At 62.2% G+C, this 15,845-nt stretch carries 15 protein-coding genes and 2 pseudogenes; 3 read left to right on the top strand and 14 right to left on the bottom strand.

Annotated features, from left to right (window positions below):
* Window positions 1-18 precede the first annotated feature (18 nt).
* From LU682_RS14900 to LU682_RS14930, 7 genes are all read right to left on the bottom strand, one after another.
* Window positions 19-1,134, bottom strand: a complete 1,116-nt coding sequence (locus tag LU682_RS14900) for a hypothetical protein (protein WP_049587815.1) — start codon at window positions 1,132-1,134, stop codon at window positions 19-21.
* A gap of 24 nt (window positions 1,135-1,158) precedes the next feature.
* On the bottom strand, window positions 1,159-1,716 hold the full coding sequence (locus LU682_RS14905; RefSeq protein ID WP_010954016.1) for a polysaccharide biosynthesis/export family protein: 558 nt from the start codon (window positions 1,714-1,716) through the stop codon (window positions 1,159-1,161).
* 264 nt (window positions 1,717-1,980) lie between these two features.
* The gene (gene eppA / locus LU682_RS14910; protein WP_004374238.1) at window positions 1,981-2,157 is read right to left on the bottom strand and encodes an EPS-associated small membrane protein EppA; all 177 of its coding nucleotides are present in this window, start codon (window positions 2,155-2,157) and stop codon (window positions 1,981-1,983) included.
* 250 nt (window positions 2,158-2,407) lie between these two features.
* Window positions 2,408-2,950 (bottom strand): helix-turn-helix domain-containing protein, encoded by a 543-nt coding sequence (locus LU682_RS14915; RefSeq protein ID WP_010954015.1) that lies wholly within the window; start codon window positions 2,948-2,950, stop codon window positions 2,408-2,410.
* A 76-nt stretch (window positions 2,951-3,026) separates the two neighbouring features.
* Window positions 3,027-4,445 (bottom strand): short-chain fatty acid transporter, encoded by a 1,419-nt coding sequence (locus LU682_RS14920; RefSeq protein WP_004576289.1) that lies wholly within the window; start codon window positions 4,443-4,445, stop codon window positions 3,027-3,029.
* Between the two features lie 154 nt (window positions 4,446-4,599).
* Window positions 4,600-5,256, bottom strand: coding sequence for a CoA transferase subunit B (locus LU682_RS14925; RefSeq protein WP_010954014.1), 657 nt, complete (start codon window positions 5,254-5,256; stop codon window positions 4,600-4,602).
* A 35-nt stretch (window positions 5,257-5,291) separates the two neighbouring features.
* Complete coding sequence (locus LU682_RS14930) at window positions 5,292-5,990, bottom strand: CoA transferase subunit A (protein ID WP_004374230.1); 699 nt, start codon at window positions 5,988-5,990, stop codon at window positions 5,292-5,294.
* A gap of 140 nt (window positions 5,991-6,130) precedes the next feature.
* Here LU682_RS14930 and LU682_RS14935 point away from each other — a divergent pair, with 140 nt between their 5' ends.
* Together LU682_RS14935 and LU682_RS14940 are read left to right on the top strand one after the other, a co-directional pair.
* Entirely contained in the window at window positions 6,131-7,036 is a 906-nt protein-coding gene (locus LU682_RS14935; RefSeq protein ID WP_010954013.1) for a LysR family transcriptional regulator, read from the top strand.
* Window positions 7,024-7,845 (top strand): aldo/keto reductase, encoded by an 822-nt coding sequence (locus LU682_RS14940; RefSeq protein ID WP_049587817.1) that lies wholly within the window; start codon window positions 7,024-7,026, stop codon window positions 7,843-7,845. The genes LU682_RS14935 and LU682_RS14940 overlap by 13 nt, the downstream gene beginning before the upstream one ends.
* A gap of 182 nt (window positions 7,846-8,027) precedes the next feature.
* Here LU682_RS14940 and LU682_RS14945 read toward each other — a convergent pair whose 3' ends face one another.
* Genes LU682_RS14945 through lexA form a run of 4 tightly spaced genes read right to left on the bottom strand, consistent with a single transcriptional unit; the run spans window position 8,028 to window position 13,767 of the window.
* The gene (locus LU682_RS14945) at window positions 8,028-11,108 is read right to left on the bottom strand and encodes an error-prone DNA polymerase (RefSeq protein ID WP_010954011.1); all 3,081 of its coding nucleotides are present in this window, start codon (window positions 11,106-11,108) and stop codon (window positions 8,028-8,030) included.
* On the bottom strand, window positions 11,105-12,523 hold the full coding sequence (locus LU682_RS14950) for a Y-family DNA polymerase (protein WP_010954010.1): 1,419 nt from the start codon (window positions 12,521-12,523) through the stop codon (window positions 11,105-11,107). The genes LU682_RS14945 and LU682_RS14950 overlap by 4 nt, the downstream gene beginning before the upstream one ends.
* A 6-nt stretch (window positions 12,524-12,529) precedes the next feature.
* Complete coding sequence (imuA, locus tag LU682_RS14955; protein WP_004374214.1) at window positions 12,530-13,150, bottom strand: translesion DNA synthesis-associated protein ImuA; 621 nt, start codon at window positions 13,148-13,150, stop codon at window positions 12,530-12,532.
* A complete protein-coding gene (gene lexA, locus LU682_RS14960) occupies window positions 13,150-13,767 on the bottom strand; it encodes a transcriptional repressor LexA (RefSeq protein ID WP_049587819.1) in 618 nt (205 codons plus the stop codon). Before lexA ends, imuA begins: the two co-directional genes overlap by 1 nt.
* Before the next feature lie 91 nt (window positions 13,768-13,858).
* Between lexA and LU682_RS14965 the strand changes: the two genes are divergently transcribed.
* Window positions 13,859-14,515 carry an HAD family hydrolase gene (locus LU682_RS14965; protein ID WP_060494844.1) on the top strand — a complete coding sequence of 219 codons (657 nt, stop codon included), beginning with the start codon at window positions 13,859-13,861 and terminating at the stop codon, window positions 14,513-14,515.
* A gap of 156 nt (window positions 14,516-14,671) precedes the next feature.
* Here the strand turns inward: LU682_RS14965 and LU682_RS14970 are convergent.
* The 3 genes and pseudogenes from LU682_RS14970 to LU682_RS14980 all read right to left on the bottom strand — a co-directional run.
* Window positions 14,672-14,779, bottom strand: a pseudogene (locus tag LU682_RS14970) (IclR family transcriptional regulator); the annotation flags it as partial.
* Between the two features lie 65 nt (window positions 14,780-14,844).
* Window positions 14,845-15,041 (bottom strand): annotated as a pseudogene (locus tag LU682_RS30005) (hypothetical protein); the annotation flags it as partial.
* A gap of 46 nt (window positions 15,042-15,087) precedes the next feature.
* The gene (locus LU682_RS14980) at window positions 15,088-15,693 is read right to left on the bottom strand and encodes a hypothetical protein (protein WP_049586059.1); all 606 of its coding nucleotides are present in this window, start codon (window positions 15,691-15,693) and stop codon (window positions 15,088-15,090) included.
* Window positions 15,694-15,845 lie beyond the last annotated feature (152 nt).

The raw sequence follows: 15,845 nt of genomic DNA on the forward strand, positions 1-15,845 counted from the left end.
GGGCCACCTGCCTGAAGTTCAGATGTCGGGGTACCTGTACGTCAACGTCAAACCAACGATCGTAGCGGTCGCATCCGGTACATGGTCCTGCTGCCGTTCCTTGTACATCAGCGACAGGCGCAGGTCCCAGTAAGGCGAAAACTGGCGGCTGGCCCATACGCTGTAAGTCTGCAGCGTGTTGGGCGACTGCCCTTTGCTGTCCTGCCACGCGGCGTCAGCGCCCACACGGGACAACTCGGTCAGCGCATAGCTCCACACACCACGCACCTGGTCCAGTTCGGCGAAGCCGCCTTCGGCGCTCGCCACCGTGCTGCGCTCGGCGGTGAGGCTGGCATCGGCACGCGTGCCGGTGTACAGCAACGCAACCCCACCCTCCCCGCGCCGGCCGCCGTCGTCGCCTGACACTTGGTTGACGCCAACATGGGCATCGGCGCTCAAGCCTTCGGCAAGCTGGTATTTGATGCCGACTGCCGGGCTGTAGCTGTTGGAAGCGGTCGCGGTAAGGTCCTCTTCGGGCTCATAGCGCCGGGCACCAAAACGGGTATACAGGTCAGCCCGCTCACTCCAGGCGTAAGTCCAGGTAAAGACGTTCGCCAGTTCGTCGTAGCCTGTCAGCGTGCTGATGTCGTAACGGGCACGGCTGTAGGTGGTTTCGTTGCTCAAGGTACTGCGCTCGGTCACCGCCTGGCTCCAGTTGCCAGTCAAGGTGTAAAGCTTCTGCGTACCGTCGGTGGTAATCACCCCGGTATCCAGTACGGTGCCCGACAGCGTCGAGCTTTCGTTGTAGCGCCCCACCAGGCCAAACCGCCCCCGCTCGGTGGTGCGCTGCCAACCCAGGCTGATATCAGGGTCTTCACGGTCATCGACGATATCCGTATCGGACGAGCGCAGCAGATGCATGCCAAGCCCCAACCTCAATTCGTCACGGTCAAAAGTGCCGATCAGGGTGTAATCCGGCGCGATAATAGTGCGCGTTATACCCTTTTCCCCCGAGGTCAACAGCAATGGGTTGCTGTCGAATTCGACGGATGTCGGTACCACCACCGTAGACTGCCAATTTGCCGCCAGTACCGCGTCCGTGAACGGCAAGACCAAGATTGCCGTTGCAATGCGAGTTGTTCTAAGAAGAGGCATTAAATGTTCTTATTAAAGGCAAGATCAAGGAACGACCAGCGTATCGCCAGCCTGAAGTTGGATGTTGGTGGACATGTCCCGCCCAGACACCAGGTCCTTATATCGCACGGGCAGGATCTTTTGGGAAGCACCGGTGCCGCGGACCACCTTGATTTCGCTTTCATCTGCAAACTTGTCCAGGCCACCCGACATGCTCAGCGCCTGCAGCACCGCCGTGGGGCCTGCCATTTGCACAGGCCCGGGTTTGATCACTTTGCCTTGGACATAGACCATGTTGCCGGCAATGCTTTTGACGACAACGCTTACGTTAGGGTCGGGGAGGTATTTTTCGAGTTTGGCAGCGACCTGCTTCTCGACTGCCGTTACGTCCAGCCCGGCGACATCGATGCGCCCGGCCAGGGGGAAGGTGATACTGCCATCGGGAAGTACGGTGGCTTCTTGACGCAGGCTTTCTTCCTGCCATACCGAAACCATCACCACATCGCCGGGGCTGAGCAGGTAGGCAGCACTGCTCTGGTCGGCGTTACCGGCACCAGACCACACCGTCAGCATGCAGAAAGCGGCAAACATTGAACGCACCATGAGGGTCCCTCCGGCCAAATGGCCCGACAAAGAGCACTGAATGAGAACAACACACCAACTCTCGCTCCGCTTCACGGCGCACTGCTGCCGCGATGGCCTCGACCTTCCTGGAGGCCCTTGCCTTGACGCTACAGACGTGGCTGCAACGCCTTGTAAATGTTGGTCCTACGGGCTACTGGGAATATAGCAACGGTTGGAGAATTCACAAGCCACGCCTGTGGCTTCGCGGCAAGGAGCAGTCACTTCAGGTACAAGGCAGCCGGTTCAGATCTTTCTGCGGTTGGCAACGGCAACAAAACCGACCACAGCAAAGGCAAAGAACCAGCCAGCAGTTGAAACAGGAATGATACTGTTCTGATTTATATACGAATCTGCCGCGCGGGCAGCACCACTTAGCATCACCAGCAAGAACATCGATTTGATTATCAGAGTCGTGCGCATACTCCCCTCCTAAAAACAGGAAAATCAATGAGTTATTAATGCGGTGCTGCGGGGGTTGTTTCGTATTTGATTTGAGCTTATGGGCACAATGACACTACGTCAATGATCCGACACCATAATAAAATTCAATGGGCAATGGGCGCATTCGTCAAAAAAACGACATGCAGATTATGCAAGGGAGGGCGGTTGCGATGAACCTGGCGTTTCACGCCTGAGAACGTGTGGGGGGCATAGTTGCCCCCTTGCGCTTTCATTCGTCTGCGTGGTGAACAACAACCAGTAACTGCGCCGGCGTCACACCTACCGAGCGCAGCCGGTGCGGTGTCTGGGCGTTGAAATGCAGGGCGTCGCCCTGCTCCAGCAACACCCGCTCACTCATGAAATCCACTTCCACCTGGCCTGTGTGAACAAACAGGAACTCTTCGCCCTGGTGTTCCTTGAACGTAGGGTCGCTGAACTCGGACGGCGGCTGAATCAGAAACGGCAGCAGGCTGCGCTGGCCAATCTGACTGGTGAGGGCCGCGTACCCCGGCCCTTGCCCATCGCCAACCAGGGCCTGGCGCTCGGTACGGCGCACCAGGCTGTAGCGGCTCTGCCCGGCCTGCTCTTCGGCGAAGAGCTCTTCGACATTGACGTTCAGCGCCCTCGCCAGTTTCAGCGCCGCAGCGATCGAGGGCGTGTTGAGGCCGCGCTCGACCTTGGACAGGTAGCTTTTGGTCATGCCAGTCTTTTCGGCCAGCATTTCCAGGGTCATCCCCAGTTTCTTACGCAGCAGTTTCAATCGGATAGACATGTGACGCGAGTTTCCCAGGCTGAGGCAGCCATGATACGCGTCTGAAAGCTGACGCCAAGCCTCCAGGGGCCTTGAATCAAGGCATCACTGGCGGCACGTACTGCAGCGTTGTACCCAGCGCCCACAGCAACACCAGCACCAACGGCACATGCACCAGCAATTGCACGAACGAGAAACCGATCAGGTCGCGCGCCTTGAGCCCCAGCACGCCCAGCAACGGCAGCATGTAGAACGGGTTGATCAGGTTCGGCAAGGCTTCGGCCGCGTTGTAGATCTGCACGGCCCACCCCAGGTGGTACTGCAGGTCGTTGGCCACCAGCATCACGTAAGGGGCCTCGATGATCCACTTGCCGCCGCCCGAAGGGATGAAGAAGCCCAGCACAGCCGAATACACGCCCATCAGCACGGCATACGTGTCATGGGTGGCAATCTGGGTGAAGAACAGTGAAATATGGTGGGCCAGGGTCTGTTCATCGACGCCCTTCACCTGGGTGAGGATGGCGGCGATCGAACCATACAGCGGGAACTGGATCAGCACACCGGTGGTGGTCGGTACCGCACGCGCCACCGCGTCAAGGAAGCTGCGTGGGCGCCAGTGCAGCAAAGCACCGAGCATGATGAACAACAGGTTGTAGGTGTTGAGCCCCGAGATGGCGGTAATCGCAGGTTTCGTCGCAAACTCCTGATACAGCCAGCCAGCAGCCAAGGCCACCAACAGCAGGATAAGGATCGGGCTGTGTTCCAGCCACTCTCCCGGGCGCGTGCGTTGCGGCGCGGGTGGCGCTGTGAAGCTGGGGTCGACACCGCAGTCTTCTGCGCTACGGGCGCTGTTCGGGCCCGGAGCGGTGGCGTAGGCGATCACCAGCGAGACCACCACCAGCGCCGCCAGCATCACGCCGGACTGCCAGAGAAAGATGGTTTCGGTAAAGGGGATCACCCCGGTTATCGACAGGATTGAAGGTGGCAGGCTGGCCGGGTTGGCCTGCAGCTGCGCCGCCGAGGATGACAGGCCCAACGCCCACACCGCACCCAGGCCCAGGTAAGCGGCCGCACCCGCTGCGCGGTAATCCATCTTCAGGTCGGTGCGCCTTGCCAGGGCGCGCACCAGCAAACCTCCAAACACCAGCGACAGCCCCCAGTTGAGCAAGGAGGCCAGCATCGAGATCAGTGCTACCCAGCACACTGCCGAGCGCCCATTGCCGGGGATGCGCGCCAAACGATCGATCAGCCTCGCGGCGGGCGGCGAGCTGGCCACCACATAACCGCCGATGACCACGAATGCCATCTGCATGGTGAACGGTATCAGGCTCCAGAAGCCGTCGCCAAACGCCTTGGCGGTGTCGGTCGGTTTGGCGCCCATGGCCAGTGCGCCGATACACACCAGCAGCACCGCCAGCGCGGCGAACACCCAGGAGTCGGGGAACCAGCGTTCAGCCCAGTTGGAGCAGCGCAAGGCAAAGCGCGCGGAGCGGCTGTCTTGAATTTCAGCGGCCACGGTTGAATTCCTTTTATTGGTTTTATGGGATGAAGCGGTATTGCCAGGCAACGCAAAAAACCTGTAGGAACAGGCTTACCCGCGAATGCGGCGGTCAATGTACCGACGCATTCGCGGGTAAACCCGCGCCTACAGGGTGAGATCACGTCATGCCTTAGAAGGTCATTTCCTTCACATCATCCGGCACGATCAGTTTGCCGGCGGTTTTCTCGATGATTTCCTCGACGCTGACCCCAGGCGCGGTCTCGCGCAGAATGAAGGCGCCGTCTTCGATTTCCAGGTAGGCCAGGTCGGTCAGCACCTTGCGGATGCAGCCCGCACCGGTCAGCGGCAGGCTGCACTTTGGCAGCAACTTGGACTCGCCGTCCTTGGAGGCGTGGGTCATGGTGACGATGATGTTGTCGGCACCGGCCACCAGGTCCATGGCCCCGCCCATGCCCTTGACCAGCTTGCCCGGAATCATCCACGAGGCGATGTTGCCCTGCACGTCCACCTCGAAAGCACCCAGTACGGTCAGGTCGACGTGGCCGCCACGGATCATGGCGAACGATTGTGCCGAATCGAAAATCGAGGCGCCGCGGCGGGCGGTGACAGTTTGCTTGCCGGCGTTGATCATGTCGGCATCGAGGGTGCTTTCGGTGGGGAATTCGCCCATGCCGAGCAAGCCGTTTTCCGATTGCAGCATCACATCCATGTCGGCGGGTACATAGTTGGCCACCAAGGTGGGGATGCCGATGCCCAGATTGACGTAGTAGCCGTCCTTCAGTTCACGGGCAACGCGTTGCGCCATCTGTTCGCGGGTCAGTGCCATGGTCAGGATCTCTTTATTGTTCGGGTGGATGGCGCTCAGGCCTTGACGGTGCGCTTTTCGATACGCTTTTCGAAGGTGCCGACGATGACACGGTCCACATAGATGCCCGGGGTGTGGATTTCGCTTGGCAGCAGCACGCCGGGCTCGACGATTTCTTCCACTTCGACCACGGTGATCTTGCCGGCGGTGGCCGCCAGCGGGTTGAAGTTTTGCGCAGTGTTGCGATACACCACGTTGCCGTAGTGGTCGGCCTTCCAGCCCTTGACGATGGCGAAGTCACCGGTGATGGATTCTTCCAGGATGTACTTGCGGCCCTTGAACTCGCGGACTTCCTTGCCATCGGCAACCGGGGTGCCATAGCCGGTGGCGGTGTAGAACGCCGGAATGCCGGCACCACCTGCGCGCATTTTTTCGGCGAGGGTGCCCTGTGGGGTCAGTTCCACTTCCAGCTCGCCACTGAGCAACTGGCGTTCGAACTCGGCGTTTTCGCCCACGTAGGAGGCGATCATCTTGCGAATCTGCCGGTCTTCCAGCAGCACGCCCAGACCAAAACCGTCCACGCCGCAGTTGTTGGAAACCACGGTCAGGCCCTTGACGCCGCGCCGCTTGATTTCGCTGATAAGGTTTTCCGGGATGCCGCACAGGCCGAAACCACCGGCCAGTACCGTCATGTTGTCGGTCAGGCCTTCGAGGGCCTGCTCATAGGTTGCAACGCGCTTGTCCAGTCCGGCCATGCTGATCCGCCTTTTGTAGTTGTTTAACCGACGAGGCTGTCGGTGAGCGTGTGCAGACATCTTCACCGCAAGCGACTGATTTGTTAATTTTGTTTTCGTCATCGATTGATAATTTTTACAAAACAAACGATAGGCCCGACATGAACGTCAAACAACTGCGCGCCTTTGTCGCCGTGGCCAAGTACCAGAGCTTCGCCCAGGCCGGTGAACACCTGCACGTTTCGCAACCGGCACTGAGCCTGACCATCAAGGCGCTGGAAGAAAACCTCGGCGGCGCCCTGCTCAGCCGCACCACGCGCAGCGTCAGCCTGACTGCCGAAGGCGAAGTGCTGCTGCCACTGGCACGCCGCCTGCTGGCCGACTGGGACGACACCGAAGAGATGCTGCGCCAGCGCTTCACCCTGCAATTGGGCCGTGTGTCGGTGGCAGCCATGCCGGCTTTTGCCGGCAACCTGTTGCCCCACTCGCTCAAGGTGTTTCGCCAGCGCTACCCCAAGGTCAACGTCACGGTGCACGACGTGATCAACGAACAGGTACAGGAACTGGTACGCCATCGCCGCGTCGAACTGGGCATCGGCTTCGAGCCGGATAACATCGATGGGCTGGACTTCCACCCGTTGTACATGGACCGCTTCGTTGCCGTAGTGGCCGCCGACTCGCCCTTGGCACTGCTGCCCCAGGTCAGCTGGGCACAGCTGATGGCCGAAGATTTCGTGGCCCTGCAGCGCCCTTCGGCGGTGCGCCTGCTGATGGAGCAGAATGTGGCGGCCCGCCACGGCAAGCTGGCAGTCGCGTTCGAAAGCCACCAGCTGACGACCATCGGCCGCATGGTGGCCAGCGGCCTGGGGGTCAGTGCCGTGCCGGCCCTGTGCATCAACCAGATGCAGGAGCTGGGTGCCCGCTGCGTCACCTTGGTCGAGCCCACAGTCGAGCGGCGCATCGGCGTGATTGCCCTCAGCGAGCACAAGCTTTCCACCGCAGCACAAGCACTGCTTGAAGTGCTTCTTTCCAATACCCGGATCCCGGAGGTGACATGCGTTACGTAAATCTGGCAGGCACGAGCGTTGCAGCCATCGGCCAAGGCACCTGGTACATGGGCGAAGACCCAGGTCGCAAGGCTGCCGAAGTCGCGGCGCTGCAACAGGGCATCGAGCTGGGCCTGAACCTGATCGACACCGCCGAGATGTATGCCGAAGGGGGGGCAGAAGAGGTCGTTGGCCAAGCCATTGCCGGGCGCCGCGACCGGGTATTTCTGGTCAGCAAGGTCTACCCGCACAATGCCAGCCTGCGCGGCATGGCGGCAGCCTGCGAGCGCAGCCTCACTCGGCTGGGCACCGATTGCATCGACTTGTACCTGCTGCACTGGCGTGGTCAGCACCCGCTGGAGGAAACCGTCGAAGGCTTCGAGCGCTTGCGCGAGCAAGGCAAGATCAAGCGTTGGGGCGTGTCCAACTTCGACGTCGACGACCTGCGCGAACTGCACAACCCTGATTGTGCCACCAACCAGGTGTTGTACAACCCGGCCCAACGCGGCATCGAATTCGACTTGCTACCGTGGTGCGGAAAACGTGGCTTGCCAACCATGGCCTACTGCCCGCTGGCGCAGGCCGGGCGCTTGTTGCAGCACCCGGTACTGGCGGAAATCGCCGAGCGCCATGGCGCCACACCGGCCCAGGTCTGCCTGGCCTGGGTGACCCGCGATGACGGCGTGATCGCCATCCCCAAGGCGGTGGCGCCCGAGCACGTGCGGCTCAATGCGGCGGCGGGAGCGCTGACCTTGACCGGTGAAGACCTGCGGGCGATCGACCGGGCGTTCCCTGCACCGACGCGCAAGCAGCGGTTGGCGATGGTGTAGGCGAGCGCAATCTGGACGCGACCTTTGGGAGCAGCTGTCTTGCTCAATTTCTAAAAGCTGGCGCGATCCCTGTGGGAGCGGGCATGCCCGCGAACACCGGCAAGGCCGGTGCCTTGCAACGCGGTGGCTGCTTCGCGGGCTCGCCCGCACGGGAAACCGTGCAAGTACCGAGCGTTGGGGTTTCAGTGAAAATCCCGGCTGCGCACATCCAGCCCTTGCAGCAGCGGACTCACATCCTCCAACCGCCGCGCAATCAGGTGCCGCACCCCATTCTCCTGCTCCAACCGCCCACTGACCTTGAGCAGCTGCGAACCCACCAGCGCCCGTCGCTGCCGTTCGGCCAGCGCACGCCACACCACCACGTTGACCATGCCATGTTCGTCTTCCAGAGTAACGAAGGTCACACCGCTGGCGGTTTGAGGCCGTTGCCGGCCCACCACCAGCCCGGCCACGGCAATGTTGTCGCCATGCTCCACACCCTGCAATTCACTGGAGCTGCGACACCCCAGCGCCCTCAGGCGAGCGCGCAACAGCGCCAGCGGATGTGGGCCAAGCGTAGTGCCGAGGGTTTGATAATCGGCCATCAGGTCCTCGCCCACGGTTGGCACGGGCAATTGCACCGGTTCTTCAGGCAAGGCCTGCACATCGGCGAACAACGGCAGCTGCGGCTGCACCGCCGCCACCTGCCAGCGCGCCTGATGCCGATCACTGGCCAAGGCGCGCAGCGCACCGCCATCAGCCAGGCGGGCACGGGCCCGTGCGTCCAGGCCGGCGCGCAGGCACAGGTCTTCGACGTTGCGCCACGGCCGCTGCGACCTCGCCTGCTGCACGCGCTTGGCATCGGCTTCGGCCAGGCCACGCACCAGTCGCAGGCCCATGCGAATGGCAAGGGTGCCCTCAGCATCAGGCTCCAGGGTGCAGTCCCAGTCGCTGTGGCAGACATCCACCGGCCGTACCTCGATACCTTGGCGGCGAGCCTCTTGCAGCAGCTGATCAGGGCTGTAGAAGCCCATCGGCCAACTGTTGACCAACGCACAGGTGAAAATCGCCGGCTCATGGCACTTCAGCCAACTGCTGGCATAGCACAGCAAGGCAAAGCTGGCCGCATGCGACTCAGGGAAGCCATAGCTGCCAAACCCCTTGATCTGCTCGAAGATGCGCTCGGCAAACGCCAGCGTGTAACCATTGCGCAACATGCCCTGCACCAGCCGTTCGCGGTGCGGTTCCAGGCCGCCGTGGCGCTTCCAGGCTGCCATGCTGCGACGCAACTGGTCGGCCTCGCCCGGGGTATAGTCGGCCGCGACCATCGCCAGCTCCATCACCTGCTCCTGGAACAGCGGCACGCCCAAGGTACGTTCGAACACTTCCTTCAGTTGCGGCGACGGATACGTCACCGGTTCCTGCTTCAGGCGCCGGCGCAGGTACGGGTGCACCATGTCGCCCTGGATCGGCCCGGGGCGGACGATGGCGACCTCGATGACCAGGTCGTAGAACTTCTGGGGCCGCAGCCGCGGCAACATGGCCATTTGCGCGCGTGACTCGATCTGGAACACGCCCATGGTCTCGGCACGGCTGATCATGGCGTAGGTGGCCGGGTCTTCGCTGGGGATGGTCGCCAGGGTCAGGTGCCGGCCACGGTGGTGCTGCAGCTGGTCGAAGCAGCGACGCAAGGCGCTGAGCATGCCCAACGCCAGTACGTCGACCTTGAGCAGGCCAACCATGTCCAGGTCATCCTTGTCCCACTGGATCACCGTGCGCTCCGGCATCGCGGCATTCTCCACCGGCACCAGCTGGTCCAGCGGTTGCTGGGAGATGACAAAACCGCCCGGGTGCTGTGACAGGTGCCGGGGGAAGCCGATCAGTTCGCCGGCCAGCACCAGCACCCGCCGCAGCGAAGGGCTGCCCGCTTCGAAACCGGCCTCGGCCAGGCGCTGGTCATCGGGTATGCGATCGCTCCAGCGACCACAACATTTGGCCAGGGCATCCACCTGATCGGCAGGTAGCCCCAGCGCCCGCGCCACATCCCGCACCGCACCGGCGGCATGGTAGGTGTTGACTACCGCAGTGAGCGCCGCCCGGTGCCGGCCATAGCGACGGAACACATACTGGATCACCTCCTCGCGCCGGTCGTGCTCGAAGTCCACGTCGATGTCCGGCGGCTCGTTGCGCTCGCGCGACAGGAAGCGCTCGAACAGCAGGTGGTGTTTCATGGGGTCAAGCTCGGTGATGCCTAGCACGAAGCACACCACCGAGTTGGCTGCCGACCCCCGGCCCTGGCATAGAATGCGCTGGCTGCGGGCGAAGGCGACAATGTCGTGCACTGTCAGGAAGTAGCTTTCGTAGCCCAGCTCTTCGATCAGCCCCAGTTCCTTGGCAAGCACATCACGCACCTTGCCACTGGGCCCGTCTGGCCAGCGCAGCGGCATGCCTTGCTCGCACAATTCGCGCAGCCAGCTTGCCGGGGTATGCCCCTCGGGCACCAGTTCGCGTGGGTACTGGTAGTTCAGTTCGCTCAGGTCAAACTGGCAGCGCCGGGCAATGACCAGGGTCTCGGCCAGCAGGTCGAGCGGATACAGCTCGGCCAGTTGCGCCTGGCTGCGCAGGTGCCGTTCGCCATTGGCAAACAGAAAGCGCCCGGCCTCGCTCACCTGGCAATGCTGGCGGATGGCAGTCATGCAGTCCTGCAAGGCACGGCGACCACGCACGTGCATGTGCACGTCGCCACAGGCCACAGCGCGGATACCCACATCAGCCGCCAGTGCCCGCAACCGTTGCAGGCGCACGGCATCGTCACTGCCCCGATGCAGGTGCACGGCCAGCCACAGGCGCTCAGCGAACACACTGCGCAGCCACGCGCCGGTAGCAGTATCGCCACTGTCAGCGGCCACCCACAAGGCCAGCAGGCCTTGGTGGTGCAGCAGCAAGTCATCACGAAACAGCTGGTACGCCCCCTTCTCTGCCCGCCGCCGGGCACGGGTGATCAGCGCGCACAGGTTCTGGTAACCCGTCAGGTTTTCGACCAGCAGCACCAGCTTGGGCCCGTCGCACAATTGCACCTCGCTGCCAACGATCAGCCGCAACTGATGCACCTTGGCTGCCTGCCAGGCGCGCACGATACCGGCCAGCGTGCATTCGTCAGTGATTGCCAAGGCCTGGTAGCCCTGCTCGCGCGCACGCCGGAACAGCTCGTCGGCGCTCGACGCACCGCGCTGGAAGCTGAAGTTGGAAAGGCAATGCAGCTCGGCATAACCCGGGGTGTTCATGCGAACCAACCCTGCAGCCAAAGCGGACCGGCCTGGCTCAGGTCGCGGTAGGCCCAGCCGCGCAGGCCGTCACGGGTTTCGATGCGGTAGTAGTCGCGACGCACATCGCCGCCATCCCACCAACCTGATTCGATGCGTTCGGCATAGCCCTGCACCTGGTAGGCGGCGTCATCCAGCGCGATCGGTGCCGACAACAGCCACCCCGGGCGGCTGCCCGGTGCAACCGGCATGTTGCCTTGGGCACCCTGCTCCGCCAAATGCCAGGCGCATTCGGGGCGGTGATCGGCGGCTGCGCCAAGCCCCTTGACGGCCTCATCCCCCAGGCGGGCGCGCAACCGCTCGCGCAATTGCGCCCAGGGTTGCGCCTGTTGCGCCCGCGGGTCGAACAACGCCTGATGCTGTGGCACAAAGGGTGGCAAGTCTTCGGCAACCAGCCGCAGGTTGCGCACCGGTGCGGGTATGCGCAGCGGCTCAAGGCGCCCACGGGCCAGCTCGAACAGCATCGCAGCATCGCGTTCGGCCGCCAGCAAACCCACCTTGAGCAGGGTATCCGGCCCCTCGGCGTGCTCCAGATGCAGGCAGAAGCGCTGCACACCACAGTCTCGCCCGGCCAGAAATGCAGCCAGGTCGTTGAGCATGCGCCGCAGCGGGAACAACAGCGCCTGGTGCGACTCGACGTCGAAATTGAGTTCCAGCCGGGTTTCGAAACGGTCCGGTGGCTGGTAGAAATCCAGCCCCAGGTTGCGCAGGCCGAGCAACTGGTCGAGGTGCAGCTGCACCTGGGCCGCAAAGCGCCTGGCCAAGGTATCGCGCGGCAAGGCCAATACCTGGCCCAGCTGGTGCAAGCCCATGCGGGCAAACGCTTCGGCCGCCTCTGCCGGCAGGCCGACGCGCGTGATGGGCATGCCAAGCAGCGCCGCTCGGGTGGCGTCGACATCGCCCACGGCCAGGCCATCGTGGCCATTGGCGAGCATGCGAGCAGCCACCGGGTTGCTGGCCAGGACAATGCGTTGACGCAGGCCCAGTTCTGCCAGTTCCTGACGCAGACGTGCCTCGAACAAGGGCCAGGGCCCGAACAGTTGCAGGCTGGAGCCCACTTCCAGCAGCAACGCCCGAGGGTAATGCAGGCTAACCTGGGCACTGAAGCGGTAGGCCCAGGCCGCCAGCAGCTGTTGCACCTGATCGATGCGTTTGGGGTCGGCTTCGACACAGGTGAAGCCATCGGCTAGGGCACGCGCTGCGGTCAGGGTTTGCCCGGCCCGCAGGCCCAGTGCAGCGGCCGCCGGGTTGACTGCCTGCAACACGCGACGCTGGGTCGGCCCGCCAATCAGCACCAAAGGCGTGTCAGGGTCGTCACGCTCACGCAGGACGGTGTCCAGCGCAAGCTGCGGGAGCAGGATGCAGGCCCAGAGCATGGTGCATCAGCCCCGCCCCGGGCAGGGTATTGGCAGCGCTGGTGGCATGCCACCCCGGCTTTTCAGCACGCGCCATTGCGCCGGGCGTGTGTCGACTGCAATGCGCAGCGCTGCGGGTGAAGGGTTGTGCGACGCCTGCTGCGGCCTGCAGGCGAACGCCAGTGCCTGCCCGGTTTCGGCCGCTACCTGCAAGCGCCGCAGGGCGCGGTCATCGGCACGTTCCGGCCAGCACAGCACCGCCGCGCAACTGCCCGAGCGCAGGCACTGTTCGGCAGCCCACAGGGCATCGGCAGGCTCGGCATCCACCTGTACCAGCCAGCGCAGGTCCACCCCCGCTGCCTGCCAGGCCGGTGCAAAAGGGATGAAGGGTGGAGCCACCAGCACCACTCTGCTGGCTTCTGCACTCAGCCGAGCCAGGGTTGGCCACAGCAACTGCAGTTCGCCACAACCGGGGTTGGCCAGCAACAGCTCGCTCAGTGCTGCCGCCGGCCAGCCACCTTCCGGCAAACGTTCGTCGAGGGCCGCATGGCCGGTGGGCTGCAGCCCGAGTGGCCGCGCCTGGGCCTGCCGGCCGCGCCATACCCGGCGCTGTTCCAGCAGCCTGTCGAGGTCGACCACGGCGCCCATCAGTCGCGCCTCAGCAAGCCGCAGAACACGCCTTCGATGAAAAAGTCCTGTTCGGGCTGCACATCGATCGGCGCATAGGCCGGGTTGCGTGGCAACAGCCGGTAAGTGCCGCCTTGGCGTTGCAGGCGTTTGATGGTCACTTCGCCGTCCAGGCGCGCAACCACGATTTGCCCGTCGCGGGCGTCGGCCTGTTGCAGGATGCCGACCAGGTCACCGTCAAAGATGCCGTCGTCGATCATCGAGTCGCCCCGCACCTTCAGCAGGTAGTCGGGGGTACGGCGGAACAGGCTGGGGTCGAGCAGCAACTGCTCGTGGATGCCCAGGTCCGGGCCGATGGGGGCACCCGCCGCCACCTGGCCCAGCACGGGTATTTCGAGGATTTCCGGCCGGCGCAGCGGCTCGGCCAGGCGTATGCCCCGCGCCTGGTTTGGCGTGACATCGATGTAACCGGCCTGGCACAGGGCGGTGATGTGCTTGCGCGCAACGCTGCGCGAGGCAAAACCGAAGCGCGTGGCGATATCGGCCAGGCTCGGCGGCTGACCATGCTCGGCAATGCGCTCACGGATGAATTCGAAAATGGCGCGGCGTTTGGGGGTAAGAGTGTCCATGGAGCACATTTGTACTCTTTTCGGAGCACGCTGAACAGCCCCCTTCGTCGTCAGCTTTGGTTATGATCCCCTGGCTTGTGTTTTTTCATCTGGATATCCCATGCTGACCGCCCTGCTGTTCGACCTTGACGGTACCCTCACCGACACTGACACCCTGCACCTGCAGGCCTTTCGCCAACTGCTGCGCGAACACGACGGCCGCGAGCTGAGCCAGGCGCAGTTCGACGCCCAGGTCAGCGGCCGCGCCAACGGCGAGCTGTTCGCCGAGCTGTTCAGCGGCGCCAGTGTCGAACAGTGCCAGGCGTTGGCCGACCGCAAGGAAGCGCTGTTTCGTGCGATGTCGCCGTCGCTTGAGCCAATGCCAGGCCTGTTGCGCCTGCTGGAGCATGCCCAGGCCCATGGCATCGGCATGTGCGTGGTGACCAACGCACCGCGGCTGAACGCCGAGCACATGCTGAACGCCATGGGCCTGGGCCAGCACTTTGAACATGTGCTGGTGGCCGAAGAGCTGGCACGGCCCAAACCGGACCCGCTGCCCTACCTCACCGGCCTGCAGCGGCTGGGTGTCGAGGCCGGGCAAGCGCTGGCCTTCGAGGACTCATTGCCGGGGACGGCCGCGGCCAGTGGCGCGGGGATCTTTACCGTGGGCGTGGCCACGACGCAGACCCCGGAGCGGTTGCTGGCGGCGGGCGCCAGGCTGGTTGTCGACGATTTCAATGATGCAGCGTTGTGGGCGTTGATCGAGCGTATGGCTTGAGATGTGGGATGTGTTTGAGACTGAGTGCCGCAGGGGCGGCGCCCGGTCTCGACACAAACACGAACTCCAGGTCGTACCTCTCGCCCCCCTGCCGAGCGCCAAGAGTGGCCATGTCTGGAGCAGCCTCGTGCTGTTAAAAGGTCCGTGCAGAAGCACTCATGGTGCCAAGGCCCGCTGCACTTCACTCACAGTGGTCGCCAAGCTGCTCAGGTGCAAGCTCGACACCCGCTCCACCGGCGCCTGATCCAGCGGCCGTTGCAAGGCGCTGCGCTTTCCACCAGGCGTCGCTTGAAACGCAACTGGCGGTCACCGAACAGGCGTCGCGCGCACAGCCGCGCGAGATGGCCACCGACGTTGAAACTGAAACGCCGGGTCAGGTTATCCACCGGCACTTCTTCGCTCAGCTGGTCGAAGCGTCGTAGGCAAGGCTGTACGTGGCGTTGTTCTCGTTGACCAGTGCGGCCAGGCGCAAGGCCTTGTCGTACTCGTAGCGAAGCCGCTGGCCCTTGGCGTTCTGGCGGCTGCTCACGCGAAGTACACTGCAACTGTGAGGTCTGGGCCTTGCATTTATATCAAGGAAATCGCTGTTCTTCATAACCATTAGGAAAGACATTTATTATACTCACCAACTCGCCGGACTCATATTTGAAATTCACGTCGAAGTCACTAAATACAGATTCAACATGCTCTTTTTGCCGAACATGTATTTTTTCTAGGCGAGAATCAACGTAGACATAATTTGACTCACTACATCCGTACTGGCCCCAATTCATGCTTTTCACCACCGCGCCCTCTTCAAGCAATGAAGTCGAAACATTCCTGAGCTTTCCGCTACTGGCAAAACAGATCCGTTCAATACATTCGCCACTATAGCGATAGAACTCCTTATTGATGATATTTTCAGACCGCCCATAAATCTCAACAAAGATCACCTTGTCATACTCATCCAAATGATACAGATGAGTATTTTTAATATGAACTGGAATTTTTTTTAAAACTTTCCCTTTCTTAAAGCCGGCCCGCTCGATCTCATATGGGCTGACGTTATATAACGCCCCCTTGCTTATTACTAATTTTCTCGCTCTGGATAAAGCCTCAGACAAACAAGAAGACAGGACCTCCTCTGCTCGAGATTCAATATCTAAATATTTCCCTTCAAGATCTTTCAAGTTATTCATGCTTTATCCAATCCAGAATATATTCCATGGGCAATTTCAGAATCGATCATATCCAACACGCTCAAGAAGTCACCACTCTTATCTATATCGTCCAGACGATCTACTTATAAGCATTGGTGTGAATGCTTGCATGATTGGGTAGGACGATGTTC

The sequence above is a fragment of the Pseudomonas alloputida genome, from assembly GCF_021283545.2.
Classification (GTDB): Bacteria; Pseudomonadota; Gammaproteobacteria; order Pseudomonadales; family Pseudomonadaceae; genus Aquipseudomonas; species Aquipseudomonas alloputida.